We start from the raw sequence: 23,739 nt of genomic DNA on the forward strand, positions 1-23,739 counted from the left end.
GATGCAAAATGAGTTTTTCACCCGTTTTATCACCCAAAGCACATGCTTTGCTGGTAGGAGCACCTTACATTCGTAGGTTGCTGTGGAGTCAAAGAGCCAGATCTCTCGTCCACTCGTGATAACTTTTTAATTTAAAATTTATTTTATCAAACAATTCCATCCGCGTAAATAGAAAAATAAAAATATTTTAATTTTTTCGGTAATGGAATGAATTCAAAAAACGAAAGCTTAGATTAGCAAAATAAGAAGCTGCTACAAGTAATGCCTCTTCATTTAATGAAAAAGAAGGATGGTGCCATTCATATGCTCCAGCTGTACCCATCCATACAAAAAATCCTGGTACATGCTGCTGATATACGGCAAAATCTTCTCCTCCAGGCGATTGTTCAGCTTCTACGACTTGATAACTAAGATCCTCTGCCGCTTTAATAGCCAGTTTTTCCAGCTTATCATCATTGTTGACTACAGGAAGATATGGATACCATTTAACGTCTACTGAAGCCCCGAAAGCTGCGCCAATCCCTTCAGCAGTTCGTTTCATAAGAGCCGGTATTTTTTCTCTCGCTTCTTCTTGAAAGGTACGCACCGTTCCTTCAAGCGTTACTTTGTCAGGAATGACGTTCCACGAGCTCCCTCCGTGGATTTGAGTTATGCTGACAACAACATTTTGAAAGGGGCTGAGATTACGGCTGACAATGGTTTGTAAACTAGTAACAATTTGACCAGCAGCAGCAATCGGATCTATTGTTTTTTCAGGAATACCCGCGTGACCTCCTACTCCTTTGACGTCAATTTCAAAACGATCAACGCTTGCCATTAAAGGTCCCGGTTTGATACCAATGGTTCCTACAGGAAGATCCGGTTTGTTATGCATCCCAAATATCGCTTCCACTCCTTCGAGCACACCTTTTTCAACTAGCATTTTTGCCCCTGAAGCCGTTTCTTCGGCTGGCTGAAAGATAAATCGAATCGTACCCCAAAGCTCGTGCTGACGCTCTTTAAGAAGGATAGCTGCTCCGATTATAGAAGCCGTATGAAAATCATGGCCGCACGCGTGCATAACACCGTTCACTTCAGAAGCAAATGGCAGATTGGTTTTTTCTTCAATTGGCAGCGCATCAATATCAGCTCGAATAGCGATAGTAGGTCCCGGCTTTCCTCCTACAATTTCTGCTACTGTCCCTACGTCTAATTGGAATGCATCCGCTATAGAAATATCATAGTGCTTTAACCACTTTTTAATACGTTTAGTTGTTTCATATTCTTTCATTGAAAGCTCTGGAAACCGGTGCAGCTCACGGCGTATGTCTATTAACTCATTTAGTAGTAATTGATCTGTCATATTTATCACTCTTTCACATTTCTTAATTTGGATCACTTCTCTATCTTTTACGACAAAGAGTGTACCTTATTGAATTTTTTATAAAGAAATACGGTCGTATAACCTTCTGCAAGGCGCTTTTCTTTAGCTTGAACATATCCTTTTCGTTCATACATCTCAACTAACCAAGGATGTTCTTTTGCTGTTCCTAAAGACACACCTGGTGATTTAAACATATTTTTTATTATCTCTTCCTCTACTAGATGCAGCAGCTTAGATCCAACGCCTTTCCTGGCAAACGACGGGTCTACTGCAAACCACCAAAGATGCGGAACAGCAAACGGACCTGGATGTTCTCCCCAAGGCATTCGTATAGACACAGTTGCAGCGATTCTTTTATCTTCTTCATATACATAGCAAAGGTTTTGAGAAATATTTTTCTTAACGAGGGCAAGATCAGCAGTAGCTGCTAAGAAAGGAATGCCTAGCTCTCGAATAGGCTTATATGCTTGTAGAGTTAAGTTCAATAAGTTATCTGCGTCGTCATTTGTTGCCAAACGGAATTCATTTTTCATCTCTTCGCCTCCTTATGTAGTGCTTAAATATTTTATTTAACTTATAAGTTTACTAAGAATTAAAAAAGACAGACTGCCGCCTTGCGTACTCACTATACAACTGCTTTTATAACGTGTCAATTCTATTTATCGTTTTCTATAAAGGGTATAAATAAAACAAAAGAGATTGAGACATAACTAAATCACTCCAAGCTGAAGACGAAGAAATGGGATACATGAGCTGGACTGTTTGTTACACCGCTGTCGATTTTCGTGCAAACCTTCGCTTTCCGCAGGCGGCAGCTAAGCCTCCTCGTCACTTATGCTCCTGGGTGGCTCACCTCTTCCCCTTTTCCCCCAGAAGTCTTCATCTTGCCCTCCAACCAGTAGCTAGAAGCACCTACATACATGAAACCTACGTCCAACATAACCATGAAAAGATCTAAACGAAGTTGGATTCTCTATCAAGAATCTCCATTCATCGTTCGGATCTTCCTGCAACGAAAATACTTTTTTCACAGCCTCATTACGTATATACCAAGATCAACTTCAGGATTCACTTACCGTAGCTTTTAAAGTAGCTGCCAACACCACAAGTTCTTCTATAGATGCTAACTCCTCCTGTGAAGCCGCAGCTACTTCTTCAGCATAAGCAGCTGCTTGTTTAGCAACCTCTGAAAGGCCCATGACAGACTCCATTACCTTGAACGAATACCCATCAATCTCTCCTGTTGCCTTTGTCATTTTGTTCATTTGTTCTTGAGCAGCAAAAACATCTTCCATGATTGTGGAAAATTGTTCATTTACATCTTCGACAGTGGCAATACCAAGTGTGACTTCTTCTGTATTGACTTCCATGTTTTGATAAGCCTGCTTTGCCTGCGCTTCAATTTCTTTTAACAGATGACTGATTTGTATAGCGGACGTTTTAGATTCTTCCGCTAGCTTACGTACTTCTCCTGCTACTACAGCAAAGCCTTTTCCATGTTCCCCAGCTCTTGCAGCTTCAATAGCAGCATTAAGTGCAAGAAGATTTGTTTGTTCAGCAATTCTTGTAATCGTGTCAATAATTCGTCCAATCTCTGTAGAACGATCTTCGAGTCCCTTTACTTCACTAGTGGATATCTTAACTGATTCATAGATTTTATTCATTTGGTTCGTCACCTCTTTCACCGAAACATTTCCAGTGGAAGCATGTTCAGAGGCTCTGTTCATCGATTGCTGTACCCTTGAAGAATGATCAGTCATTTTCTGAAGGAGCTTGGCCATATCCACCATAGCTTGCTCGGTTTCAACCACATTTAGCAACTGCTTATCAGAACCCGCAGCAATTTCTTGAATCGACATCGTAACTTCTGTCACAGCTGTTTTTGTTTCCTCCATGCTTGCAAACAGTTGCTCTGAGGAATGACTGACCGTGCTCTTTGTTTTACTTATTTTCTGACGCAGCATTCTCATGTGAATCATCATTTCATTAAATGAAGATATGAGTGTACTAATCTCATTTTTCCCTTTCAAAGGAGCAAGATCTACAGATAAATCACCGTTTGAAATCCCTTTCATTGTTTTTGACAAATTTTCAACCGCAATTATGTAGCGACGTATGATAAAATAGAACACGGTAGTTGTAAAAGAAACAAACAGAAATGTAATCACTAGCGTAATCGAAGCTGCTTGCTCTTGTTTCACAATAAGATAATAATTTGTTACTTCAATTACAGTAGATGTTATGGTCATCATGGCTGCAATCATACATAGCATTTTCATGCGTAAACTTTGAAAAGCTTTTTTCATTTTTTCATCCCCTATACAATCTAAAGACATAGAATGTCTAATCTATATTAGTAGTATCGGCATATTTTTATATTTTTTTGTAAAAACTAAAGAAGAATTGAAACAATTATTATTGGCGCTTTTCCACTAAATATTGGAATACATTTCATTCTGTAAGGCGCTGCAACAGCAGTTGATAACTGTCTGATTATTCTTTCATTTGACCAAACTCTACCTTTGCTTATAAAATGAAGATTTGTAGAAAGGAGTACGAAAAATTTTATGTATACGTATCAAACAGGCAATCAAACAATTGACTACAAAATTGAAGTCGTTCCAAATAGAACCGATATCACGGTGCAAATTTGTGACAAAGAAGGGGTAAAAGTTATTATCCCAAGAGGTCTTAATGAAAACAATGTGCGTTCAATCATCGCACGCAAAGCAACATGGATTTTAAAACAACTAAACGGTTCACAGCCAGCTGAGGAAAAGCCAGCTGCTCCAAAGAAAGAAGCAGTAAAAAAAGAAACAGCTAAAAAAGAGGCTCCTAAAGCAGCAGCTTCTGCAGCTAAAACTGGTTCTTTTGAAGAGGGAGACAAATTCCCTTACCTAGGACGTCAATACCGCTTAAACATCGTTCGTGGAGATGTAGCAAAGGCTGAAATGACATTCCGTGCAAAATTCATTGCTACAGTACCTGAAAGCTGGAACGAGCAGCAAACAAATGAAGGTATTGGACAACTGTTAACAGAATGGTACCAAGGCCGCGCAGGTGAAAAATTCCAAGAAGCTTTGAAATCTGTTAAAAAAACTGCAGACAATGCTCCTGAATCTGTTAAGTGGGACGAGTTAGGTGAAGAATACGCTACGACTCAAGATAATACAATCGTATTAAACTGGCGTTTGCTAACAGCTCCTCTTGCAACAATTGAATATGTCATTGCTTCTCAATTTACAAATGCAGATGAGTTATTCGAAGATGCAGCTGAACGCAAACAGTGGTTAAGCGATAACACCCTAAACGCATTTTAAGTTTATACATAAAAAAAGCACGCGGCGAACGCGTGCTTTTTTTATTTGGATAGAAGTACCCGAATAATCTCACTGCTCAAAAATTAGTTAACCTGATAGGTTCATTCAAGCGCAGTTTATAAACCAATATATAATATACATGTTTAAAGTTTTATTAATCTAATTTTAAAAGCAGTAAGTAAGAATAAACTGATTCTATAAAAAACTGCTTTCTATCCTTTTAATACTTTAAACGCTTCTCTTACTTTTCGTGCAAAATCTAACGGTGGTTCTACGGATTCAAAATGCATATACATTGCTCTCGGCTCTTCAAATAGCCAATGGTTGTGAACGGCCGTAACCTTAATATCTCTTTTTCTAAGCTCCGTTAATAATGGATTTACCTCTTCTTGCAAAAGCACGGTTTCACCTAGATTTAGCGCTCTTCCCTTGCTATCTAAATCTTCAAAAGTAAAAAATTGAGGAGTAACTAACGGAGAGCGTGTTGGACGCCCTAAAATTTTAAAACGAATCGTCCGAAATTTTTGTACCAAACAAACGCCATTTTCATCTAAACTGCCTTGTCCACCTAGAATTCTCGCAAACTCCTGACATAGACTCTTTTTATTTTCCCAACTCATTATGCTGACTTCCTCTCTTGTAATAACTTGTCCTACCTTAATAAATATATGTGAAAGTTATCAAGTAGAAACGGCAAACACACAGGAAAACTACCCATTTTATAAATCCTGATTATCAAAAGTCATATTTATTTTTCTTTGTTCATATCAATAGCATGTATTTTTGAATTTAACTAAACAGAGAAATTTAGATGTCCATTTAAAAAATTTACTTAAACAGTTTTTTAAAATTGAATTTATAGGGGGAAGTAAAATGAAAAAAATAGGCAAAGATGATTTTATTTCGGGGTTTGTTCCTCATCATAATCATGGCTCAGTGGACTACACTTCTGTTGCGTCAGGACATGTCCATCAGTGCCTCGATGTAACGTCTCCTCCAATTCAAAGCGAGGATGGAAGCCACATTCACTATACAGAAGGCTATGTTGTTTTTGAAGACGGACATACACATCATTACAAAGCCTACTCTGGTCCCGCTATTCCCATTGGCAACGGTATGCATGTTCACTATTATGACTTTTATACCAGCGAAGACAACCAGCATCGGCATCATGTCAAAGGTGTAGACCATCCTGCTCCAGGCGATAGATAATGAAATAGTTTAATGCAATTAAGCCAAAGTCTCAGCTTCTGGACTGATTTTCATCTTGTGTTTATACCCCTTTATTAACAGTGAGACCTTTAATAGATAAAGGTCTCTTTGTGCATATATGAGTTAAATGCCAGTCTCTCCCTCTGCTTAAGCAAAAAAGGATACGCGAGCTCTTTATTCCAAAAGTTCGACATACCAGGTCTTTGGACATGTCAAAGTTTCTACACCAATCGATATATTGTGTTTTAAAAGAAAGATATATATAATCAAGAAAATGTTTGATTTTGTTTAAATGTGGATACGTATACCTATAAGCAAGATAACAAACACTTAAGATGAGTGGTTACGCTATAAAAGTTGTAATGACCATGTAAAGAAAGGAAGTGCAGCTTATGAAAGGACAGAGCTTTTTTATTTTAGGACTTATATTTGCTCTTATCATTGCTGTTTTAGCTGTAATTAACAACGATCCTGTACAATTTAACTATGTATTTGGTTCACAAAAATGGCCTCTTATTTTAATTATCTTAACAACGGCCGTGTTTGGAGGAGTTGTTGCTGCTTCATTGAGCTTTGTAAAAATTGTTCAACTAAGGGGACAAGTGAAACAGAAAAACAAGCGAATTGCTGAGCTGGAAGAAGAAATCAAGCAGCATAAGCCTGTTGAGCCTGTTGTGGAAGAAGAACCAAATCAACCAGCTACTCGAACTGAGCGCGCTCAGTTATAATAAAGAAGAGCCGTTATTCCCTAGAATAACGGCTCTTTTCATTTTTTGTTCCCTCATGCATATTTTTGGCATACACGCATAAACAGATAGATATGGAAAACTTTAGTTCTGAATGGTACAATCAACACTGTTATATCTCTATGAAAAACTTAAATTGACAGTCTTACCGTTAAGAAGGTGTTCATCCATTATGGTCAATAAAAAAATAAAGCGTGAAATTCTTACATACATAAGCGTCATCCTCGGCACCGTTTTGCTTTCTGTTGTCGTTCAGCACTATTGGTTTCAGCCCTACACTGTAAAAGGCGATTCTATGAAGCCTATTTTGCACGAAGGCAATCGAATTATTATTAACAAACACAGCAAGCTGGGGCGCTTTGACATTGTCGTTTTGCAAGCTCCCTATAGCAGTGATTTTCTAGTAAAGCGCATCGTCGGCTTACCAGGAGAAACGGTCGAATACAAAGATGATGTTCTGTATATAAATAACAAAGTCAAAAAAGAACCGCATCTTCATAAATATTTATCCAAAGTGCCCGCTTACGAGCGATTTACTGAAAATTTTTCCACGTACGAACTGTCTCAAGACGGCACGATACCCGATGGATACGTATTAGTGCTAGGTGACAACAGACGCATTAGCCGAGATGGCAGACATTTCGGCCTCACTCCGATTTCTTCGATCATGGGAGAAGTCAATATGAAATACTGGCCTTTAAAGGAAATGACTCTTATGCATTAACACATAAAAAAGAAAGCTCAAAAGTGAGCTTTCTTTTTATTTTGGATTTTCCTTGTTTTCTACATGCTGTTCTTCTGCAAATTCTGTGTCATACGCTAGTTTTCGCTTAAAAGCGGGACGCGTTCTTGCCGTATGTTTCGTTTCAATATGGTTGAATAAGTAGCGGTGAACAAAAACCTCGGCAAATGTAATAATAGCTGCAGAAATAATACTTCCCCAAGCAATTTGAACGTAGCTGTCTAATAACAATGTTCCAAAAATCCATACGCTCATATAGGTTAGAACAAATTCAACAATAATGGCATCACGGTTGCCCACTCGAGGCAGTACAATTCGATCCACTACTAAATATGTCACAACTGTCGTTAGCAAGCTAAAGGAAATAATGTCTCCGATGGTTGCATCAAAAAACAAATCAAGGCCTATACCAAACGCAATAAGTGCCGCTGCAAATTTAATGAGCAATAATGTTGCATGATTCATATTTGAACCCTCCTTTTTCTATATTAATTTGAACAAAAATAGGGAAATTAATACCTTTTTTGCCAAGAAGGGTATAATATAGGCAAAGCCAGTACGCTTGAGGCTGCTCGAGTGTACAAGAATGATTTGGGAGATGTTGTAATGATTGTACTAGAAAATAGCAAAATGAAAGTAAGTATTCAAGAAAAAGGAGCGGAAGTTGTAGAAGTATTTCATAAAGAAAAAGACCTGCAGTTCATGTGGAGCGGAGACCCCGCTTATTGGGGACGAGTATCCCCCGTATTGTTTCCAATCGTAGGCAGATTAAAAAATGATCAGTATACCGTTGATCAGCGCGAATACTCTTTGCCACAGCACGGTTTTTTACGTGATTCTGCTTTCAGCGTGATCGAACAAACAAACGAAACGGCACGGCTGCAATTTGCTACAAACGGCCGCTTTAAAGACGTATATCCGTTTGAATGTTCAGTTGAAATCAGCTACCGTCTGGAAAATAACCGATTAACTTTTCAGTGGAAAGTAGTGAACGAAGATAAAGACGATATGTATTTTTCAATTGGAGCCCACCCTGCTTTTCGTATTCCGTTACGTGAAAACGAGCAGATTTCTGATTACTTTTTAGAAATAGAGCCTTCTGAAACTACGCCGAAGGAATTTATATTAAAAGACGCTCTTATTCATGAAAAAGGAGCTGCAGAAAATTTGCATCAGCTGCCGCTAAGCGCAGATTTATTTGCAAATGATGCGCTAATTTTTAGTCATATTGACGGAATTACGATTAAATCGCCGGTTAATGAAAATCAAATTAACGTTCAGTTTAATGATTTCCCGTATGTCGGTATTTGGTCAAAGTATGATGCAGAAAATCATACAATCGCTCCTTTTCTCTGTATCGAACCTTGGTTTGGAATTGCAGATACGCATGATCACAACGGAAATTTCAAAGAAAAATTAGGCATCAACCGTTTATCAAAAGACGGTGTATTTCAAACAGAATTCTCTGTTTCCTTTAGTTGATGCAACAAACACATAACATAACAAAATCAATCCAATCTTAAGACGAACAAATGGGATACATGAGCTGGACTGCTTGTTACACCGCTGTTGATTTCCGTGCAAGACTTCGCTTTCCGCGGGCGGCTGTTGAGCCTCCTCGTCGCTTACGCTCTGCGGGGTCTCACCTATTCCGCTTTTCCCGCAGGAGTCTTCTCCTTGCCCTCCAATCAACAGCTAGAAGCAGTTAAATAGATTAAGCCTGCGTTCACCATAACAATAAAAAGCTCCGAACGATTACTCGTTCGGAGCTTTCTTCAACTAAACTACTTTTGTTCCTGCTTCTTTTTACATTAGTTATTTACAACATCGCTATTTTTTAGCGCATGGACTTGTTCTATTAGCTTCTGAACATATTCTTCGCTGAGTACACCTGTTGCCCCTCGAATAATTTCAGTCGAATAATGATCCGGAGGTGCGACTTCTTTTTCTTTATTTAACACAAAAAAAGTAAGAACATGATCCACCATCTTACCTTCATGCTCGACAGAAATAATAGCAGGACGATAGCCATTATTATCTACGCCTTCTCTGCCATACAGGTACGTAATTGCTTCAGGCGGCACGCGGTACAGTTTGCCTTCAACGACTCCGCCTTCTTCCACCATATCTGCACGTCCTCCGTCATGAATAACGTGGTTATATCGAAGCGTATAGCCTTTAAAAACAGCTCTGCCGAGACAGTCCTGGAAATGCTGATCCACCCCGTGCTTAATAAAACGATCGTTATCCATACATGAACCGTAAGCAAAATACAGCATACCTTCTAATAAATCTTCTTTCCACACGCGCCAGTTTCCGCTCGGGATAAATTCGTGCAGCAGCGAACGATCGCTTGCCACATACACAACGGCTTCAAATTCACCTTGGTCCGTTTCAACCGTTTGCACAACTTTATCATATTCATTATCTTTATGACCTTCATGAATGTACCCTTCTAATTCATCAAGAGCCTTCCACATAAGCTGATCGGTCACTTCATATACTTCTCCGTATACACTATGTTCACTGTCAATATCAAGCATAGGATAGCCTTGCTTTGTGTCATATAATTTCCCTTTCGTTTTTGCCTGCTTGGCAATAGGGCGCGCATGATGCAGCAATCCGTGATTACCTTCTCCTTCAAGAAGCGTTCCGTATACAAATAAATAATTGCACATACTCCTTATTCCCCCTCTTTCTCTTCATAAAGCTCTAGCGGTAACCCGTCCGGATCAGCAAAAAAAGTGAATTTTTTTCCCGTTAGTTCATCTACCCTAATAGGTTCCACATCAATCCCTTGCTGCTCTAGTTCACGCTTGGAATCCTCTACGCTTTCAACGGCAAAAGCTAAATGGCGTAAGCCGCACGCTTCAGGTCTTGAAGGACGCTGTGACGGATTTGGAAACGAGAACAACTCAATTTGATAGCCAGGAGCTACTTCTAAATCTAGTTTATATGACTCTCTTTCTTTTCTATATGTTTCTTCTATAATCTTGCATCCTAACACATTTACATAAAAAGCTTTTGAACGTTCATAATTACTTCCTATAATGGCTACGTGGTGCATTCGTTTTAAATCCATTTCATTCTCCCATAAAAACCCTTTTCTAATCATCCTACACAAAATGCCGGCAAACATCAAATAATTACGTTATCACCTTTGACTAGAGTGATAAAAGTCACGGACATAGCGCCTTATAACGAGTAACATAACAACGAGGTGAATAACATGATTTCGTTAACATTTAAAGCAAGAATTGACCGAACTCAAAATTTAGATTCGTTAAAAGAAGAAGCTGCTATTATGCACCGTATTGCTGATCAGCTATCTCCAATGAGCCCTGAGTTCATAGATTATACTGAACGTATTCAATATGTGTATGAACGCATGCACATTATCGTACGTCATCCTACTAAAAAACTCGCTTAATATAAGCGAGTTTTTTTATAAAATCTTTGTCAAACTACCTTATTTTGAGATATACTGAATGCTAATAAAAAATGAAACTTTTTGATCTTACGCGCGTATACTTAATTACGATAGGATAAAAGATAAATAGTTACGCAGATAAAAACCATCACGTGATGGTTGACATAGTTAAAGGAGGTGGTATTCTGATGGGGTTGCGACATACAAAATTGGCGAACTTGCAGAGATGGCACATGTAACGAAACGCACGGTTGACTATTATACCAACATTGGTTTGTTAAAAGCAGAACGCTCTGCTTCTAACTATCGCTTTTATAACGAAGAAGCGCTGAAACGTCTTTACTTAATTGAAAAATTAAAAAGCGAAGGCCGTTCTCTTGAAGAGATTTCTTCTCTATTTTCTATAGAGCAATCCGAGAATAGCCACTCCAAAGACGAATTAGCATCCAAATTTTACGTACTAAACGACAGTTTAAAAGAAGTTGCACCGCTTATGGAAAAGCTTAATGAAGAAGATCGAAAAGTAATGATGAATCGGCTCTCACCAGAAAGCGTCACTCTTTTGCACTCTTTACTGCTGCTGCTGTCGTAAATTTATTATTTACAGGAGGTGTTTACTTACTTTATAGCATTATAAAGTAAGTATATTCATTGATAACCATTAACTTAATTATTTTTGCGATTTTAATTGTACTCACTGCTTTTTTCGTTGCTTCAGAGTTTGCAATTGTGAAGCTTCGTAGTTCACGGGTAGATCAACTTGTTGCTGAAGGAAAAAAAGGAGCGAATGCGGTTAAAACCGTGACGACACACTTAGATGAGTATTTATCTGCGTGTCAGCTTGGTATTACGATTACTGCTTTAGGACTCGGTTGGTTGGGAGAACCGACTGTTGCGAAGATTGTAGAACCCCTGTTTGAAAAAATGGGTGTTGCTGCATCTTTAACACATATTCTTTCATTCATTATCGCATTTGCGCTTGTAACGTTTGTTCACGTAGTCGTTGGTGAATTAGCGCCAAAAACATTTGCGATTCAAAAAGCTGAAACAGTTACGTTATTGTTTGCTCGTCCGTTAATTTTATTCTATAAAATTATGTTCCCCTTCATTTGGTTACTAAATGGTTCTGCCCGTTTATTAACTGGAATGTTTGGATTAAAGCCAGCTTCAGAGCATGAACTTGCGCACAGTGAAGAAGAGCTGCGCATTATTTTATCAGAAAGTTTTAAAGGCGGGGAAATTAACCAGTCTGAATATAAGTACGTGAACAACATTTTCGAATTCGATAACCGTGTTGCTCGCGAAATCATGGTACCAAGAACAGAAATTTCAGCTGTTTCTGAAGACGACAGCATTGAAGATTTCTTAAAGCTTGCTGTAGAAGATCGCTACACTCGTTACCCTGTTACCGTTGACGGAGACAAAGATAACATTATCGGCTTAGTCAACGTCAAAGAGATTCTAAACGATGTCGTAATTAACGATGCGTTAAAAAAGCAAAGCGTGAAGCTTTATATGAATCCTATTATTCAAGTAATTGAAACCGTAGCGATTCAAGACCTATTGCGCTCGATGCAAAAGAAACGTACGCATATGGCTGTGTTGATTGACGAGTACGGCGGTACGGCTGGTATCGTTACCGTTGAAGATATTTTAGAAGAAATCGTTGGAGAAATTCGAGATGAGTTTGATACAGATGAAAAGCCGCTTGTTCAAAAAATCAGCGATCAGCACTTTGTCTTTAACTCAAAAGTACTGCTTGAAGAAGTTAACGAAGTCCTTCATATCGAAATTGAAAACGACGATATCGATACAATTGGCGGCTGGATGCTAATGCAAAATATCGATATCCAGGAAAGCGAATCGTTCAAACTTTTCGGATACGAGTTTATTGCAAAAGAAATGGACGGTCACCAAATGAAAGAAGTAGAAGTACGTGCCCTTCCTGAAGAAGAACGCGTACAGCCTGAAAGTCATTCACCAGAACAAGAAGTTACACAAGCATAATAGAAAGAGCCGCTTCTTCATGAAGCGGCTCTTTTTTATCATTACTTTATCTTAATCATGCAGCAGCTTATACACAACGTTCTCTTCTGCCTTTTCCCCAGTCTTTTCCTTCGCTTGGTCCATCGTGCCGACAAATTCCAGCTTTCCTTCCTTTAAGACCGCAAACCGATGACACACGTCTAATATTTCATTCAAATCATGGGTAATATAGATAATCGTCTTTCCTTTTGCCGCCAGCTGTTTAATATAACGAATGATCTCAAGCTTGGACTGCAAATCAATTCCGACTGTCGGCTCGTCCATTAACAAAACGGACGGTTCATGAATAAGTGAAACGGCTATGTTGAGCTTTCGCTTCATGCCTCCTGATAAATTTTTCACTTTTTCCTTCCATCTTCCTTCGAGCTGTACAGCTGAGCAAAGAGACTGAAGCTGTTCATTCGACAGAGAGCGTGAAGTCATTTTACTCCACATTTTCATGTTTTCTTTTACGCTAAGCTCTTCCCACAGCGCTATGTCTTGTGGAACGTAGCCAATGACTTCTCGAATCGCTTTTTGATTTTTCTTAAGCGATAAGCCTCCAATCGTGACATTCCCGCTTGAAGGAGCCGTAATGGTAGACAAAATAGACAGAAGCGTCGACTTACCAGCGCCGTTTGGTCCTAAAAGACCAATGACTTCTCCACTTTCTACGGTCAGCGTAACATTTGCTAACGACCGTTTTTTTCCGTATGTTTTGCTAACATTGTTAATTTCAATCATTTGATGCTCCTCACATTCCACACTATTTTAAACGCGCACAAACATATACATGCAATGGAAACAGCTAGCTCTTTCCAAATGAACGTAAGCGGCAGTGCATGCTGATACAGAAGCAGATGCTGCGGAAGCCACTGACTTATTCTTTCAATCGTTGCAGAAAGCTCTCCTACCGGGAAAAAGCTCCCTCCTATTATACTGAGTCCTGTGACCATAACAACGCTGATCATATAATAAGATCCAATTCGCTGGCTTTCACTTGCAAGCCACGTGCTAAAAGCAACGCACACAATCACATAGATACACATATACAGCAGCACGCCGTAAGACTCTACTCCATAAAGCCATTTAAATAGAGCAAAGCTTATGAGAGCTTGAAGCATGTATAGCACAGCATAAGCGGCGCTGACGCTTCGAATATAACCGTAAAGTCCTTTTTGCATCGTTTTCATTCGTTTGAAAAGGTGCTTCCGCTCTTTAATCATCCAATCTGATGTGAGGCAGCAAAGTAAAAGCGTAAAGAATCCCCATAGCGGCACGTATCCGGTCACTTGAGCGCTCCCTTGCTTCGTATGCTTCGTTCCTTGCGCCTCGTAATCAATTGTCATCAGCGGCTTTGGCTTCCACTGGTTATCGGTATAACGATACGCTTCTTTCCATAAATCCGGTCCTGCATGAATGTTATAAACTTTATATAAAAAACGCACTTCATTTGCCGCTTTAATATTTGTCGTTAACCTTGTCACTTCACTCGCCACGACTTCTCGAACCGCTTCTGTGGCAACGGAAGAAGGCAGCGTGAGCAAATCAATGACTCCTTGATAATTCCCCGCTTCTACTTCTTGTTGAAATCCGTTAGGAAACATAAAAATGCTGTCAATTTTATTTTTGGCCAGCTGCTTTCTCGCTTGTTCTTCGTTCAGAGAAAGAAACTGAATTTCTGTTGTTTTCTGTAGTCGATTGATCACTTGTTTAGACATTTGGCTGTGATCTTGATCGACAAGAGCAACGGGTATTTTTGAATCACTTTGTACTTTTGCTAAAAACGAGCTGCTAATAATCGTTCCTATTAAAGGTAAAAAGAAAATCATGATAACAAGCATAGGGCGCTTCAGCAGCTGCTTTATTTTTTCACTGATCATTTTCTCCACCGCCTTTGCAGCGTCATCACGTAGAAAACAGCAAGAACAAAACTTCCCGCTGCCGTAATGAGAATAGGCTTAAGGTAAAGAAAAGCTTCGTTTGTGTTATATCCATCAAATTCATAAAATAACAGCTCCAAGACTCTGGTGTTGAGTGACCATTTCTGAAAACCACTCGCCCAGTCCGGTAAATAGACGACCGGCACAACATGTCCACTTAAAATCGCACTCAGCAAAATAAACAGCAAACCGGTTATTTGATAAGCTTTTTGTGATAAAACAAGAACCCGAAGCAGTAAAAACAAACATAAAAAAGCAAACAAGCTTCCGCTTACCCCTAAAAAAAGCTCTCCGTACGTACCGGTTACAGGCAGTTTGAGTCCTTTAAGGAGACTTCCGAACAAAACGACAGAGGCCGGTAGCAAAAGAACATACAGAGCCGTCAGCTGTGCTAAATAAATGTGGACAAACGATACACCTCTTGTTTTCATTCGAGCCAGCACGGGAGAAGTCTGCGTTTCACTAGCAAGCAGCCATCCGCCGTAGCTCCAAATCATAAGCAGCAAAGCAGCAAAAGACAGGACATAATATTGCTTCATATCCTGCTGAAAGAAACTCGTTTCTATTTGTTCATCAAATAAACTTCCTCGATCTAACACGTGAAGCCCAAACGTCACCAAGCTCTTCTTAAACTCTGCGTGTCTATTTTCATCGGAAACATTTTCTTTTTCTAAAAAGGCATCAACCGTATTAATACCGCTTTGAGCAGCTGATGTGTAGTCGGCTGCACTTTCCATCACATATCGAAACAGCTGTGACTGAAGCGGCTTATTGCTATTCCCAATGACGTGTAAAGGCTGATTTTTCCCATGAGCAATATCGTGACTAAAACCTTTTGGCAGCGTCACAATGGCTGCCACTTTATTTTGCTGCAGCAGCTGTTTAGCTTTCTGTTCATTCGTGTAAAGAGGCTTCATGATCTTGTGAAGCTTACCTTCAGTCAGCTGTTCGATGACGTACTTCGTTTGTGCAGTATCATCTTTATCCACAATTGCCACGGGGAACCGATTTACTCTCTCCTCACCTTGCATGGTCTGACTAATAATGATCCCTGCTCCAAGTAAAAACAGAGCAGGGATCATTATTAGCAGTATGAGAGATTTTATATTTTTCAATAGAGCTTTACATGTAAAAAGAGTCAAAGAGAAATATATCTTCATCTGCTTTGCACCTTTTAGTAACCAGCGGTTCCCATATTCATCATGAGACCTTGAACATTTTTAGCGAAATTTTCTTGAATCGACAGCATATCTTCAGGCGTTACATCTTTTACATTTGTTGCATTAGACGCATCAAGCTCTGGAATAGCTGCTGATTTTTTTAATTGAGAAGCAGAGTCAATTTTTAACGTAACGTTTGCCGGATCTGCTTTTGGTCCTATTTTTGTACGAATATCAAACGAATAATCTGCTTTTCCTTTTGAAGCACTTATTGCTTGATTCTGCTTTACTTCCCCGTTTACTACTAGATCTTCTTGATCACCTAAGTCTAAAGAGAAAGTACGGTCAGCCGTTTGTTTCGCATCGGTTTTACCATTGATTACCGAATCCATTTTAAACGTCATATTCGTGTCTTCATCTTTTGAATCTTTTGTTAACAAATGAATAGACATGTTTTCTTTTCGTTTTTCACTTTCCGTTGTTACGTTATTTTTCATATCAAACGTAAACGCATCATCGGTAGTGCTATCCGCTAAAACTGCTTTAAACTGCTTAGCCGTTTTGTTATCTTCATACGGAATATTTTTAGTTACTACGTTAAGTTTGCCTTTATCGTTAGAAGCATTTTTTACGCCCATGTTCATATCTCGAGCTACCACAACATCATCTTGAACGTACACAGTTGATTTAACACCGCCAGGGTAAGTCGTATCTTTTGCTTCTTTCTGGAAGTCTTGAAGACTTTCTTTTACTGATTTTTTCAATTCTTTTGGATCTGCCATATCTTTTAATTCTGGATTCGTTGCTGCCGAAGATTTAAACAGCTTAGATACGTGATTTGCATAGATGGTATGAAGCTTGTCATCTTTTGCTACCTTCGCAATAAGCTTATCCATAAATTGTTTTGTTTCTTTATCAGACATGTTAAGCGTCACGCTTGTTAACTGAAGCGTTTTGCCATTTGTTTTATAATCCACATTTTTTTCTTTGGTAAAATAATCGCTGTCTAGCTCCTCATAAATGAACGTTCCATACTCTTTTGCAATGTAGGTCTTTTCTTTTTCCGTTAACTTTAAGTCTTCTAAACTCACGTTGCTTGTGTTAATATCAAGCGTTTCAGGACCTGAATAAGAAGGATCGAACTTACGCGCTACCTGTCCATATTCGTCTAAGTTTAAATAGAAATATTCATTTGCTAGAATCGGGGCTTTAAAGCCTATTCTTTCTTTCGTTTGAAACCCTTCTAGGTCAAGCGCTTTTGAACCGCCGATATTAAGAGCCAGTGAACCGTATCCTTCACTTTTTTTCGGATCTTGTTCCGCTTTAATTTTAATTTCAGCTTTACTGATAAGATCTTGAATCATTTTAAAGCTTGGATCATAGGAAAGTGAATCCATGTTAAAACCGCCTTTGATAGTAGCATTTGTAGTAGAAGGCTGCTTCATCGCTTTTTCCTGATAAGCCATCGTTTCACTGTACTTTGTTTCTAATTCATCAGCTGCTTTTTGATACGTATTTACTTCAGAAATTAAGTATAATTGCTTAGGAGATTTTTTAAATACCGTAGCAAATGTAATTGCTCCTCCAATAATCACAATTAAAGCTGCTAAAATGATAATCCATTTAGCCGGTGCTTTTTTGGGAGCGGGCGCTGTTTCTAGCGAAGCCGCTGTTTCGTCTGTTGTTCTGTTTTGATCTTTCTCACTCATCTACACCAGAACCTCCTATGTATTTTGTTAGTCACTTTGTACATGATAAGGAATGGTTTCCATAAATTCTACTACTTCGACAAAATAAGACAATAATTAGTCCGATAAACCGATGTCTTTCGGTGCAATATCGTGTGCAAAGTACTCTACTTAAGTACCCAATATATTGAAAATAAAACCAATTATTCAAAACTATCTCAATAACTACCAAAATGGGCAAATGACTTAACTTCTTAGTTTATTACAATATATTCCTATTTTTAAGCATTTACACCTAAGAATTACGAATCGGCACTTTTCTATAGTCGATCTCTTTTTCCTTTAATCATATACAGGTGATATCTATGTACGCCTTTATGAAAAGATGATAAAAAAGCAGCGTTTTGTTCTGGTTCGAAAGGGAAATAATATAAGAAAGCTTTTTTCTTGCCGGTGATGTAAAAATCGAGTAAAGTATTGCTAAATACATTTTACACAATTTAATTTGAGGATAGAAAAAGGAGGATATCATTATGAATATACGCGTCACTCCTTCTGCAAAAGAAGCGTTGCGGAACGTAGAACAAAATCAAATGATTCAGCTTTCTTTTGATCGAGGAAGCTGCGATATTGTTAATACAATTTATGAAATGAAGATCATCTCAAAGCGCAGCCTTCAACCCTATGAAAAAGTTGTAACGGTTGAAGACTTAGAATTTATTGTTGATGACGACATGGAAGAAGTGTACGACAATGAGCTGGTAATTGATCACGCAGCAGGTGCTTTTATCTTCAAAAATCACAACCAAATTTTTAATAACCGCGTAGGATTGCGCTATATCAATTCATAGAAAAAAGCAGGGAACTAACTCCCTGCTTTTTTTCTTGCATATGTTAGGAAACTCGCTTCTATCGATTGACCTTTAAGCGCTCTTGGATAAATAACAACACGTTCACAAGGCTGTTTTCTTCATATACATTCACTTGCTGACGCTTAAATTCTCCTTGTTCATGGTAGTAAATAATATCTCCCGTCCCTTTGTCTTCATTCATATGTAAATGAAAACTAAGCGGCGTTGCCAAAATAGATCCGTCTTCATCTCGCTGAAGAATTTGACAAAGCGTTTGATTCCCTTGTTTTTCAGATAAAAAGTCATAGCCAAATTGACGTGCTAACTTTTCCACTTGTGCAGCAATAAGAGCTGTAATCTGTTGATTGTCTTTCATAAGCAGTATTTCTCCTTACTTCATCTCATTAGGGTTTTCTTCTTAGTATACTATACCTTAAACTTCTGGAGCTAACGACTTAACCTGTACAAATCATGACCACATGTCCATCCGGGTCTTTTATGGTAAAAAACGAAAAATCTTCAAAAGAAGTAATCGGAGAATCAATCGTATAGTCCAGCCCTTTAACAAATTCATACGCTTCTTTAATATCTTCAGTATGAAAATTAAAAATTGGATGGAGACTAACCGCTATTTGTTTTTCTTTTCCTTTGGGACCTGCGTCTAGCGTTAATCCTGTTTCTCCATCAATTTTAAGATTATAAACTGGGTTCTTAACTTCGCTCATCTTGTATTCTTGATTCAATAACTCGCTATACCATTTTACCGAAGTTTTTAAATGAGCTACGTGAATAAATACCGTATTCATTTTATTGAAAACGGGACTCGGCATTTTTAATCCTCCTTTTTGTTTTCGGTTCATTCTATACCATTATCCACGCATCACTTTATACCTGCCATTACCTTAACTTTTGCTCATATATACAAAAAAGCTTGCGAATACTATTCACAAGCTTTTTCTTCATAAAAAATATGTATGCTGTACAACTACAATCACAACCGCAATTAAAATCGAAGGCAGTAAATTCGCAACTTTAATTTTAATAATTTCTAATAAATTAATCCCAATTGCTAAAATTAATACGCCGCCTACTCCCGTGACTTCGGCAATGATACTATTCATTAAATCTTGCGGCACAATCGCATTAATTTGCGTGGCAAATAACGCAATGATGCCTTCGTATAGAAACACGGGCACAGCTGAGAAAATGACGCCTATTCCAAGCGTAGTCGTTAATAATAATGAGATAAACCCATCCATCACCGCTTTTGTAAACAATACGCTGTGATCGCCGCGTATTCCGCTGTCTAATGCCCCGACAATCGCCATCGCTCCAATAACAAAAATTAACGTCCCTGTTACAAAGCCCTGTGAAATACTGAATGTTTGCTTGTCATTTTGCTGTGATTGAAATTTCCGTTCAATTATATTGCCTAAAAGGTTTAGCTTTTCATCTAAATCAATGAACTCACCAATAACCGCTCCAATGGCTAAGCTCAAAATTACAATTAAAAACTGATGACTTTTAAAACCCATTTGCAAACCGAGCGTGATAACGGATAACCCCATCACTTGCATTACCGTCACGCTTACTTTTTCAGGAATGCGGTGAGCAAGCTTGCCCGTTAATGTTCCTACAACAATCGCTAGTCCGTTTACTAATGCTCCTATAATAAACATGCTGTCACCTTTACTTTGAATAATGCCGTTACTGTTTTCATTTGTTCTACTCCCTCTCTGCTCTGCACTAGCTGTATCAAACACACTAAATTTTAACATATTTTTTTTGCAATTATGAAGAAAATAAAAAGATCCGAACGATGAATCATTCGGATCTTTAACTAAAACACGTTTGTTCCAGCCATCTTATTAAAATGTAATAACGTCTTTTGTGCCTTGCTTTTGATAACCTGTTTTTAACAGCTTTACTTCTTTATCCGCTGGCAAGTTGGTAAATACAACTGGTGTCACAATAGACGGTGCATGCTTTTTAACATAGTCTACATTCACTTGTAAAAGCGGCGTCCCTTGTTGAACGCTGTCGCCTTCTTGAACAAGCGCTTCAAATCCTTCGCCTTTTAAATTCACGGTATCTAATCCAACGTGAATGAGGATTTCAATTCCTTCTGCTGTTTTTAAGCCAATCGCATGTTTTGTTGGGAATACGGTCATGACTTCACCGTTAATCGGTGATACGAGCGTTCCTTCAGTCGGTTCAATCGCAAAGCCGTCACCCATCATTTTTTGTGAAAACACTTGATCTTCTACTTCACTAAGCGGCTTTACAACGCCTTCAAACGGTAACACAAACTCTGTGTGTGTGTGTGCTTGAACAGCCTGTTGTTCAACAGGTGCAGCGGTTGACGCTGTGCCGTATTTAACTAATTGATTCATTGCGTCCGCAACAAATTCTACTTCTGTTCCGACAATGACTTGAACATTTGTTTTGCTGAGCTTCATGATTCCTCTCGCTCCGTGACGCTTTAAGGCAGCTTCGTTAATGTTGCCGGCATCAGCTACTTGTAAACGAAGACGAGTCGCACAGTTATCAATTACGGTCAAGTTTTCTTTTCCGCCTAAATCTTCAATAAAATAAGACGCCATATCCACATATTTATCGCCTGTTGCCACAACCGTTTCGTTTGATGTGTCTACTTCTTCATCGTCTTCACGCCCCGGTGTTTTTAAATTTAATGCTTTGATCAGCGTGTAGAAAATGACAAAGTAAATGACTGCATACACAATTCCAATTCCTGCTAACAGCAGCGGTTTTTGTGAAATTCCGTAGTTTAAGAAGAAATCAATGGCCCCTGCTGAAAATCCAAATCCAGCGTGAATACCAAGAGCAACGGCTAAAGCCATCGATATTCCCGTTAAAACGGCATGAATAACATATAATAACGGTGCTACGAACATAAATAGAAATTCAATTGGTTCCGTAATTCCCGTTAAAAAAGAAGTAACAGCAAGTCCAATTAACATCCCGCTGACTTGTTTGCGTTTTTCTTTTTTAGCTGCTGCGATCATCGCAAGCGCTGCTGCCGGTAAACCAAACATCATAACCGGGAAGAATCCAGACATAAATGTTCCTGCCGTTGGATCGCCTTTAAAGAAGCGATTCAAATCTCCCGTTACGCCGTGATAATCTCCGAATACAAACCATACTAAGCTGTTTAACACGTGATGCAGCCCAATTGGAATCAATAGACGGTTTAAAAATCCGTATATACCTGCACCAAGCGCCCCTGCTCCTGTAATCCACGTTCCTAAGTTGTTAATTTGATCTTGAATCGGCGGCCAGATAACCCCGAAGATTCCTGCAAGTGCGAGCATAACGACTGAGGTAATAATCGGTACAAACCGCTTTCCTGCAAAGAAGCCGAGCCACTCTGGCAGCTTAATGGCTGAGAAACGATTGTATAGTAAACCAGCCGTTACCCCCGAGACAATCCCGCCGAGTACACCCATGTTAATATCTTTATCAATAGCTACAGTTCCTTTTGTTAACACAAAATAACCGACCACTCCGGCAAGTGCTGCTGCGCCGCTTCCATCTTTTGAAAGCCCTACAGCAATACCGAGTGCAAACAGTAGTGCTAAATTCGCAAAAATTGCATCTCCGGCTTGTGCCATAAATGGAATATCCAATAAGTCCTTTTGACCCAAACGAAGAAGCAATGCCGCAGCAGGTAATACTGCGATTGGCAGCATAAGCGATTTACCAATACGTTGTAAAAAATTCAGCATGTTTCTATCCCCTTTGTATAACGTATTTAACCCGATGTTACGAGCAAGGATTTTCGTAACAATATTTATCGGATGACAAGTTACCGCATTCATCCCAGCCCATGATTACATCATCAGCTGAAATAACGGCGGTTTTACTGCATGGACTCATACTAGCACATAAAATATATAGTTGTCTATACCAATTTTCTTTTTAAAAACCTCTCTATATCAATGTTAAAAGCCCTTACAAAACTTTCTAGTTCCCAAAAAATAATCAACTGGTCTAGACAACTATTTCAAAAAGCGTTACACTTAAATCAATACAACGAGCAAAGGAGTGTATGTATGGATACACATTCATCCATCATTATTTATAATGTAACCGTTTATAGTGAAAATCAGACATTAAAAAACGGGTATATTAAACTAACGAACAAGAAAATTACTGAAATCGGAGAGATACATCAATACGTCCGTCAGCCAAAAGACCATGTAATTGAGCTTTCTCCTTCCTATAAAGTGATTCCTGGTGCCATTGATGTGCATATTCATGGCGTTAACAATGCCGATGCAATGGACGGTACAGCAGAAGCATTAAAAACAATGGCGCGCACGCTCCCAAAAGAAGGTACAACAAGCTTTTTAGCAACCACTATGACGCAGTCGAATGAAGCGGTTGAAAAAGCGCTTCGCAACGCGGGCGCTTATATTGAAGAACAAACAGATGCGGATGCTGAAGTAGTAGGTATTCACTTAGAAGGTCCGTTTATTTCACCAAAACGTGCGGGTGCACAGCCCCCTACTCACATTCAAGATCCGAATGTGGCACTGTTTCAAGAATGGCAAAAAGCAGCCGGAGGACATATTAAACTTGTTACATTAGCTCCGGAGCAGCCAAACGGCTTAGCGCTTACTTCTTATTTAAAAGAAACAAACGTCGTCGCTTCTATTGGCCATTCTGACAGCACATATGATCAAGTTGGTGAAGCCATCGAAGCAGGAGCTTCTCATATTACGCATTTATATAACGGCATGCGCGGTCTTCATCATAGAGAGCCGGGCGTATTAGGCGCCGCGTATTTGAGAGATGAATTATTTGTAGAGCTGATTACAGACGGCATCCACTGCCGACCTGAAATGGTCAAGCTTGCGTACGATCAAATTACAAGTGAACGCATGATTCTTATCACGGATTCTCTTCGTGCCAAATGGCTAAAAAACGGTACGTATGATTTAGGCGGACAGCCTGTTCACGTAAATGACACGACTGCTACCCTTGCAGACGGAACGTTAGCAGGAAGTATCTTAAAGATGAACGATGCGATTAAAAACACGATGAGCTTTACGAATTGCTCATTAGAAGACATCGTAAAAATGACTGCTGAAAACCCAGCAAAACAGCTTAATCTGTTCGATACAAAAGGAAGCCTCAAAATTGGAAAAGATGCGGATATCGTAGTGTTAAATGAAAATTTAGATGTTGAAATGACATTTTGCCGAGGCACATTGAGCTTTCAAAAGGAGGACTAAC

25 protein-coding genes and 1 riboswitch are annotated in these 23,739 nt (G+C 39.0%); of the genes, 10 read left to right on the plus strand and 15 right to left on the minus strand.

Annotation, left to right across the window (positions count from 1 at the left end; translation table 11 throughout):
• Window positions 1–23: 23 nt before the first annotated feature.
• A riboswitch (SAM riboswitch) is annotated at window positions 24–125 on the minus strand.
• A 62-nt stretch (window positions 126–187) separates the two neighbouring features.
• The 3 genes from ACFX4W_RS27210 to ACFX4W_RS27220 all read right to left on the minus strand — a co-directional run bounded on the left by ACFX4W_RS27210 (window position 188) and on the right by ACFX4W_RS27220 (window position 3,669).
• A complete protein-coding gene (locus ACFX4W_RS27210; protein WP_280559238.1) occupies window positions 188–1,342 on the minus strand; it encodes a M20 peptidase aminoacylase family protein in 1,155 nt (384 codons plus the stop codon).
• A gap of 47 nt (window positions 1,343–1,389) precedes the next feature.
• The gene (locus ACFX4W_RS27215; RefSeq protein ID WP_162213822.1) at window positions 1,390–1,896 is read right to left on the minus strand and encodes a GNAT family N-acetyltransferase; all 507 of its coding nucleotides are present in this window, start codon (window positions 1,894–1,896) and stop codon (window positions 1,390–1,392) included.
• Between the two features lie 528 nt (window positions 1,897–2,424).
• Window positions 2,425–3,669, minus strand: coding sequence for a methyl-accepting chemotaxis protein (locus ACFX4W_RS27220; protein ID WP_280559237.1), 1,245 nt, complete (start codon window positions 3,667–3,669; stop codon window positions 2,425–2,427).
• A 261-nt stretch (window positions 3,670–3,930) separates the two neighbouring features.
• Here ACFX4W_RS27220 and ACFX4W_RS27225 point away from each other — a divergent pair, with 261 nt between their 5' ends.
• Complete coding sequence (locus ACFX4W_RS27225) at window positions 3,931–4,683, plus strand: M48 family metallopeptidase (RefSeq protein WP_043979736.1); 753 nt, start codon at window positions 3,931–3,933, stop codon at window positions 4,681–4,683.
• A 212-nt stretch (window positions 4,684–4,895) separates the two neighbouring features.
• Here the strand turns inward: ACFX4W_RS27225 and ACFX4W_RS27230 are convergent, their stop codons facing one another.
• Window positions 4,896–5,303, minus strand: coding sequence for a DUF1259 domain-containing protein (locus tag ACFX4W_RS27230; RefSeq protein WP_025749486.1), 408 nt, complete (start codon window positions 5,301–5,303; stop codon window positions 4,896–4,898).
• A gap of 253 nt (window positions 5,304–5,556) precedes the next feature.
• On the opposite strand from ACFX4W_RS27230, the gene ACFX4W_RS27235 reads away from it, so the two are divergent.
• The 3 genes from ACFX4W_RS27235 (at window position 5,557) to lepB (ending at window position 7,365) form a co-directional block, all read left to right on the plus strand.
• The gene (locus ACFX4W_RS27235; RefSeq protein ID WP_013055902.1) at window positions 5,557–5,895 is read left to right on the plus strand and encodes a YmaF family protein; all 339 of its coding nucleotides are present in this window, start codon (window positions 5,557–5,559) and stop codon (window positions 5,893–5,895) included.
• Between the two features lie 392 nt (window positions 5,896–6,287).
• Window positions 6,288–6,623: a LapA family protein gene (locus ACFX4W_RS27240; protein WP_014461129.1), complete on the plus strand. Its 336-nt coding sequence runs from the start codon at window positions 6,288–6,290 to the stop codon at window positions 6,621–6,623.
• A 190-nt stretch (window positions 6,624–6,813) separates the two neighbouring features.
• A complete protein-coding gene (lepB, locus tag ACFX4W_RS27245) occupies window positions 6,814–7,365 on the plus strand; it encodes a signal peptidase I (RefSeq protein ID WP_043979738.1) in 552 nt (183 codons plus the stop codon).
• Window positions 7,366–7,401: 36 nt separating this feature from the next.
• Here lepB and ACFX4W_RS27250 read toward each other — a convergent pair whose 3' ends face one another.
• The gene (locus tag ACFX4W_RS27250; RefSeq protein WP_016763336.1) at window positions 7,402–7,848 is read right to left on the minus strand and encodes a YndM family protein; all 447 of its coding nucleotides are present in this window, start codon (window positions 7,846–7,848) and stop codon (window positions 7,402–7,404) included.
• A 141-nt stretch (window positions 7,849–7,989) separates the two neighbouring features.
• Here ACFX4W_RS27250 and ACFX4W_RS27255 point away from each other — a divergent pair, with 141 nt between their 5' ends.
• Window positions 7,990–8,865, plus strand: coding sequence for an aldose 1-epimerase family protein (locus tag ACFX4W_RS27255; protein WP_013082167.1), 876 nt, complete (start codon window positions 7,990–7,992; stop codon window positions 8,863–8,865).
• Window positions 8,866–9,194: 329 nt separating this feature from the next.
• On the opposite strand, the gene ACFX4W_RS27260 is transcribed toward ACFX4W_RS27255, so the two are convergent.
• Window positions 9,195–10,061, minus strand: a complete 867-nt coding sequence (locus ACFX4W_RS27260) for a gamma-glutamylcyclotransferase family protein (RefSeq protein ID WP_043979742.1) — start codon at window positions 10,059–10,061, stop codon at window positions 9,195–9,197.
• Between the two features lie 5 nt (window positions 10,062–10,066).
• Entirely contained in the window at window positions 10,067–10,465 is a 399-nt protein-coding gene (gene gloA2 / locus ACFX4W_RS27265) for an SMU1112c/YaeR family gloxylase I-like metalloprotein (RefSeq protein ID WP_280559235.1), read from the minus strand.
• Between the two features lie 147 nt (window positions 10,466–10,612).
• Here gloA2 and ACFX4W_RS27270 point away from each other — a divergent pair, with 147 nt between their 5' ends.
• From ACFX4W_RS27270 to ACFX4W_RS27280, 3 genes are all read left to right on the plus strand, one after another.
• Window positions 10,613–10,813, plus strand: a complete 201-nt coding sequence (locus ACFX4W_RS27270) for a hypothetical protein (protein WP_013082164.1) — start codon at window positions 10,613–10,615, stop codon at window positions 10,811–10,813.
• A 226-nt stretch (window positions 10,814–11,039) separates the two neighbouring features.
• Complete coding sequence (locus ACFX4W_RS27275; protein ID WP_013055894.1) at window positions 11,040–11,405, plus strand: MerR family transcriptional regulator; 366 nt, start codon at window positions 11,040–11,042, stop codon at window positions 11,403–11,405.
• Window positions 11,406–11,464: 59 nt separating this feature from the next.
• Complete coding sequence (locus ACFX4W_RS27280; RefSeq protein ID WP_013082163.1) at window positions 11,465–12,820, plus strand: hemolysin family protein; 1,356 nt, start codon at window positions 11,465–11,467, stop codon at window positions 12,818–12,820.
• A gap of 51 nt (window positions 12,821–12,871) precedes the next feature.
• Here the strand turns inward: ACFX4W_RS27280 and ACFX4W_RS27285 are convergent, their stop codons facing one another.
• The 4 genes from ACFX4W_RS27285 to ACFX4W_RS27300 are packed head-to-tail and all read right to left on the minus strand — an operon-like array spanning window position 12,872 to window position 17,650.
• A complete protein-coding gene (locus ACFX4W_RS27285; RefSeq protein ID WP_280559233.1) occupies window positions 12,872–13,582 on the minus strand; it encodes an ABC transporter ATP-binding protein in 711 nt (236 codons plus the stop codon).
• On the minus strand, window positions 13,579–14,721 hold the full coding sequence (locus tag ACFX4W_RS27290) for an ABC transporter permease (RefSeq protein ID WP_043979749.1): 1,143 nt from the start codon (window positions 14,719–14,721) through the stop codon (window positions 13,579–13,581). The genes ACFX4W_RS27285 and ACFX4W_RS27290 overlap by 4 nt, the downstream gene beginning before the upstream one ends.
• On the minus strand, window positions 14,718–15,941 hold the full coding sequence (locus ACFX4W_RS27295; protein WP_280559231.1) for an ABC transporter permease: 1,224 nt from the start codon (window positions 15,939–15,941) through the stop codon (window positions 14,718–14,720). The genes ACFX4W_RS27290 and ACFX4W_RS27295 overlap by 4 nt, the downstream gene beginning before the upstream one ends.
• A gap of 14 nt (window positions 15,942–15,955) precedes the next feature.
• Window positions 15,956–17,650: a DUF6583 family protein gene (locus ACFX4W_RS27300; RefSeq protein WP_043979754.1), complete on the minus strand. Its 1,695-nt coding sequence runs from the start codon at window positions 17,648–17,650 to the stop codon at window positions 15,956–15,958.
• A 512-nt stretch (window positions 17,651–18,162) separates the two neighbouring features.
• Here ACFX4W_RS27300 and ACFX4W_RS27305 point away from each other — a divergent pair.
• Window positions 18,163–18,480, plus strand: coding sequence for an iron-sulfur cluster biosynthesis family protein (locus ACFX4W_RS27305; protein ID WP_097824061.1), 318 nt, complete (start codon window positions 18,163–18,165; stop codon window positions 18,478–18,480).
• A 58-nt stretch (window positions 18,481–18,538) separates the two neighbouring features.
• On the opposite strand, the gene ACFX4W_RS27310 is transcribed toward ACFX4W_RS27305, so the two are convergent.
• From ACFX4W_RS27310 to nagE, 4 genes are all read right to left on the minus strand, one after another.
• A complete protein-coding gene (locus ACFX4W_RS27310) occupies window positions 18,539–18,856 on the minus strand; it encodes a hypothetical protein (protein WP_013082157.1) in 318 nt (105 codons plus the stop codon).
• A 79-nt stretch (window positions 18,857–18,935) separates the two neighbouring features.
• Window positions 18,936–19,310: a VOC family protein gene (locus ACFX4W_RS27315; protein WP_098332240.1), complete on the minus strand. Its 375-nt coding sequence runs from the start codon at window positions 19,308–19,310 to the stop codon at window positions 18,936–18,938.
• A gap of 129 nt (window positions 19,311–19,439) precedes the next feature.
• Window positions 19,440–20,159, minus strand: a complete 720-nt coding sequence (locus ACFX4W_RS27320) for a DUF554 domain-containing protein (RefSeq protein WP_043980592.1) — start codon at window positions 20,157–20,159, stop codon at window positions 19,440–19,442.
• A 189-nt stretch (window positions 20,160–20,348) separates the two neighbouring features.
• The gene (nagE, locus tag ACFX4W_RS27325; RefSeq protein WP_162213813.1) at window positions 20,349–22,226 is read right to left on the minus strand and encodes an N-acetylglucosamine-specific PTS transporter subunit IIBC; all 1,878 of its coding nucleotides are present in this window, start codon (window positions 22,224–22,226) and stop codon (window positions 20,349–20,351) included.
• 327 nt (window positions 22,227–22,553) lie between these two features.
• Here nagE and nagA point away from each other — a divergent pair, with 327 nt between their 5' ends.
• Window positions 22,554–23,738 carry an N-acetylglucosamine-6-phosphate deacetylase gene (nagA, locus tag ACFX4W_RS27330; RefSeq protein WP_047751445.1) on the plus strand — a complete coding sequence of 395 codons (1,185 nt, stop codon included), beginning with the start codon at window positions 22,554–22,556 and terminating at the stop codon, window positions 23,736–23,738.
• The last annotated feature ends 1 nt before the right edge of the window (window position 23,739 follow it).

Source organism: Priestia sp. YIM B13489 (genome assembly GCF_042787645.1).
Taxonomy (GTDB): Bacteria; Bacillota; Bacilli; order Bacillales; family Bacillaceae_H; genus Priestia; species Priestia megaterium.

Coding starts and splice junctions, on each gene's coding strand:
- ACFX4W_RS27210 (WP_280559238.1), bottom strand. CDS start 1,342: ATGACAGATCAATTACTACTAAATGAGTTAATAGACATACGCCGTGAG.
- ACFX4W_RS27215 (WP_162213822.1), bottom strand. CDS start 1,896: ATGAAAAATGAATTCCGTTTGGCAACAAATGACGACGCAGATAACTTA.
- ACFX4W_RS27220 (WP_280559237.1), bottom strand. CDS start 3,669: ATGAAAAAAGCTTTTCAAAGTTTACGCATGAAAATGCTATGTATGATT.
- ACFX4W_RS27225 (WP_043979736.1), top strand. CDS start 3,931: ATGTATACGTATCAAACAGGCAATCAAACAATTGACTACAAAATTGAA.
- ACFX4W_RS27230 (WP_025749486.1), bottom strand. CDS start 5,303: ATGAGTTGGGAAAATAAAAAGAGTCTATGTCAGGAGTTTGCGAGAATT.
- ACFX4W_RS27235 (WP_013055902.1), top strand. CDS start 5,557: ATGAAAAAAATAGGCAAAGATGATTTTATTTCGGGGTTTGTTCCTCAT.
- ACFX4W_RS27240 (WP_014461129.1), top strand. CDS start 6,288: ATGAAAGGACAGAGCTTTTTTATTTTAGGACTTATATTTGCTCTTATC.
- lepB (WP_043979738.1), top strand. CDS start 6,814: ATGGTCAATAAAAAAATAAAGCGTGAAATTCTTACATACATAAGCGTC.
- ACFX4W_RS27250 (WP_016763336.1), bottom strand. CDS start 7,848: ATGAATCATGCAACATTATTGCTCATTAAATTTGCAGCGGCACTTATT.
- ACFX4W_RS27255 (WP_013082167.1), top strand. CDS start 7,990: ATGATTGTACTAGAAAATAGCAAAATGAAAGTAAGTATTCAAGAAAAA.
- ACFX4W_RS27260 (WP_043979742.1), bottom strand. CDS start 10,061: ATGTGCAATTATTTATTTGTATACGGAACGCTTCTTGAAGGAGAAGGT.
- gloA2 (WP_280559235.1), bottom strand. CDS start 10,465: ATGGATTTAAAACGAATGCACCACGTAGCCATTATAGGAAGTAATTAT.
- ACFX4W_RS27270 (WP_013082164.1), top strand. CDS start 10,613: ATGATTTCGTTAACATTTAAAGCAAGAATTGACCGAACTCAAAATTTA.
- ACFX4W_RS27275 (WP_013055894.1), top strand. CDS start 11,040: ATGGCACATGTAACGAAACGCACGGTTGACTATTATACCAACATTGGT.
- ACFX4W_RS27285 (WP_280559233.1), bottom strand. CDS start 13,582: ATGATTGAAATTAACAATGTTAGCAAAACATACGGAAAAAAACGGTCG.
- ACFX4W_RS27290 (WP_043979749.1), bottom strand. CDS start 14,721: ATGATCAGTGAAAAAATAAAGCAGCTGCTGAAGCGCCCTATGCTTGTT.
- ACFX4W_RS27295 (WP_280559231.1), bottom strand. CDS start 15,941: ATGAAGATATATTTCTCTTTGACTCTTTTTACATGTAAAGCTCTATTG.
- ACFX4W_RS27300 (WP_043979754.1), bottom strand. CDS start 17,650: ATGAGTGAGAAAGATCAAAACAGAACAACAGACGAAACAGCGGCTTCG.
- ACFX4W_RS27305 (WP_097824061.1), top strand. CDS start 18,163: ATGAATATACGCGTCACTCCTTCTGCAAAAGAAGCGTTGCGGAACGTA.
- ACFX4W_RS27310 (WP_013082157.1), bottom strand. CDS start 18,856: ATGAAAGACAATCAACAGATTACAGCTCTTATTGCTGCACAAGTGGAA.
- ACFX4W_RS27315 (WP_098332240.1), bottom strand. CDS start 19,310: ATGCCGAGTCCCGTTTTCAATAAAATGAATACGGTATTTATTCACGTA.
- ACFX4W_RS27320 (WP_043980592.1), bottom strand. CDS start 20,159: ATGTTTATTATAGGAGCATTAGTAAACGGACTAGCGATTGTTGTAGGA.
- nagE (WP_162213813.1), bottom strand. CDS start 22,226: ATGCTGAATTTTTTACAACGTATTGGTAAATCGCTTATGCTGCCAATC.
- nagA (WP_047751445.1), top strand. CDS start 22,554: ATGGATACACATTCATCCATCATTATTTATAATGTAACCGTTTATAGT.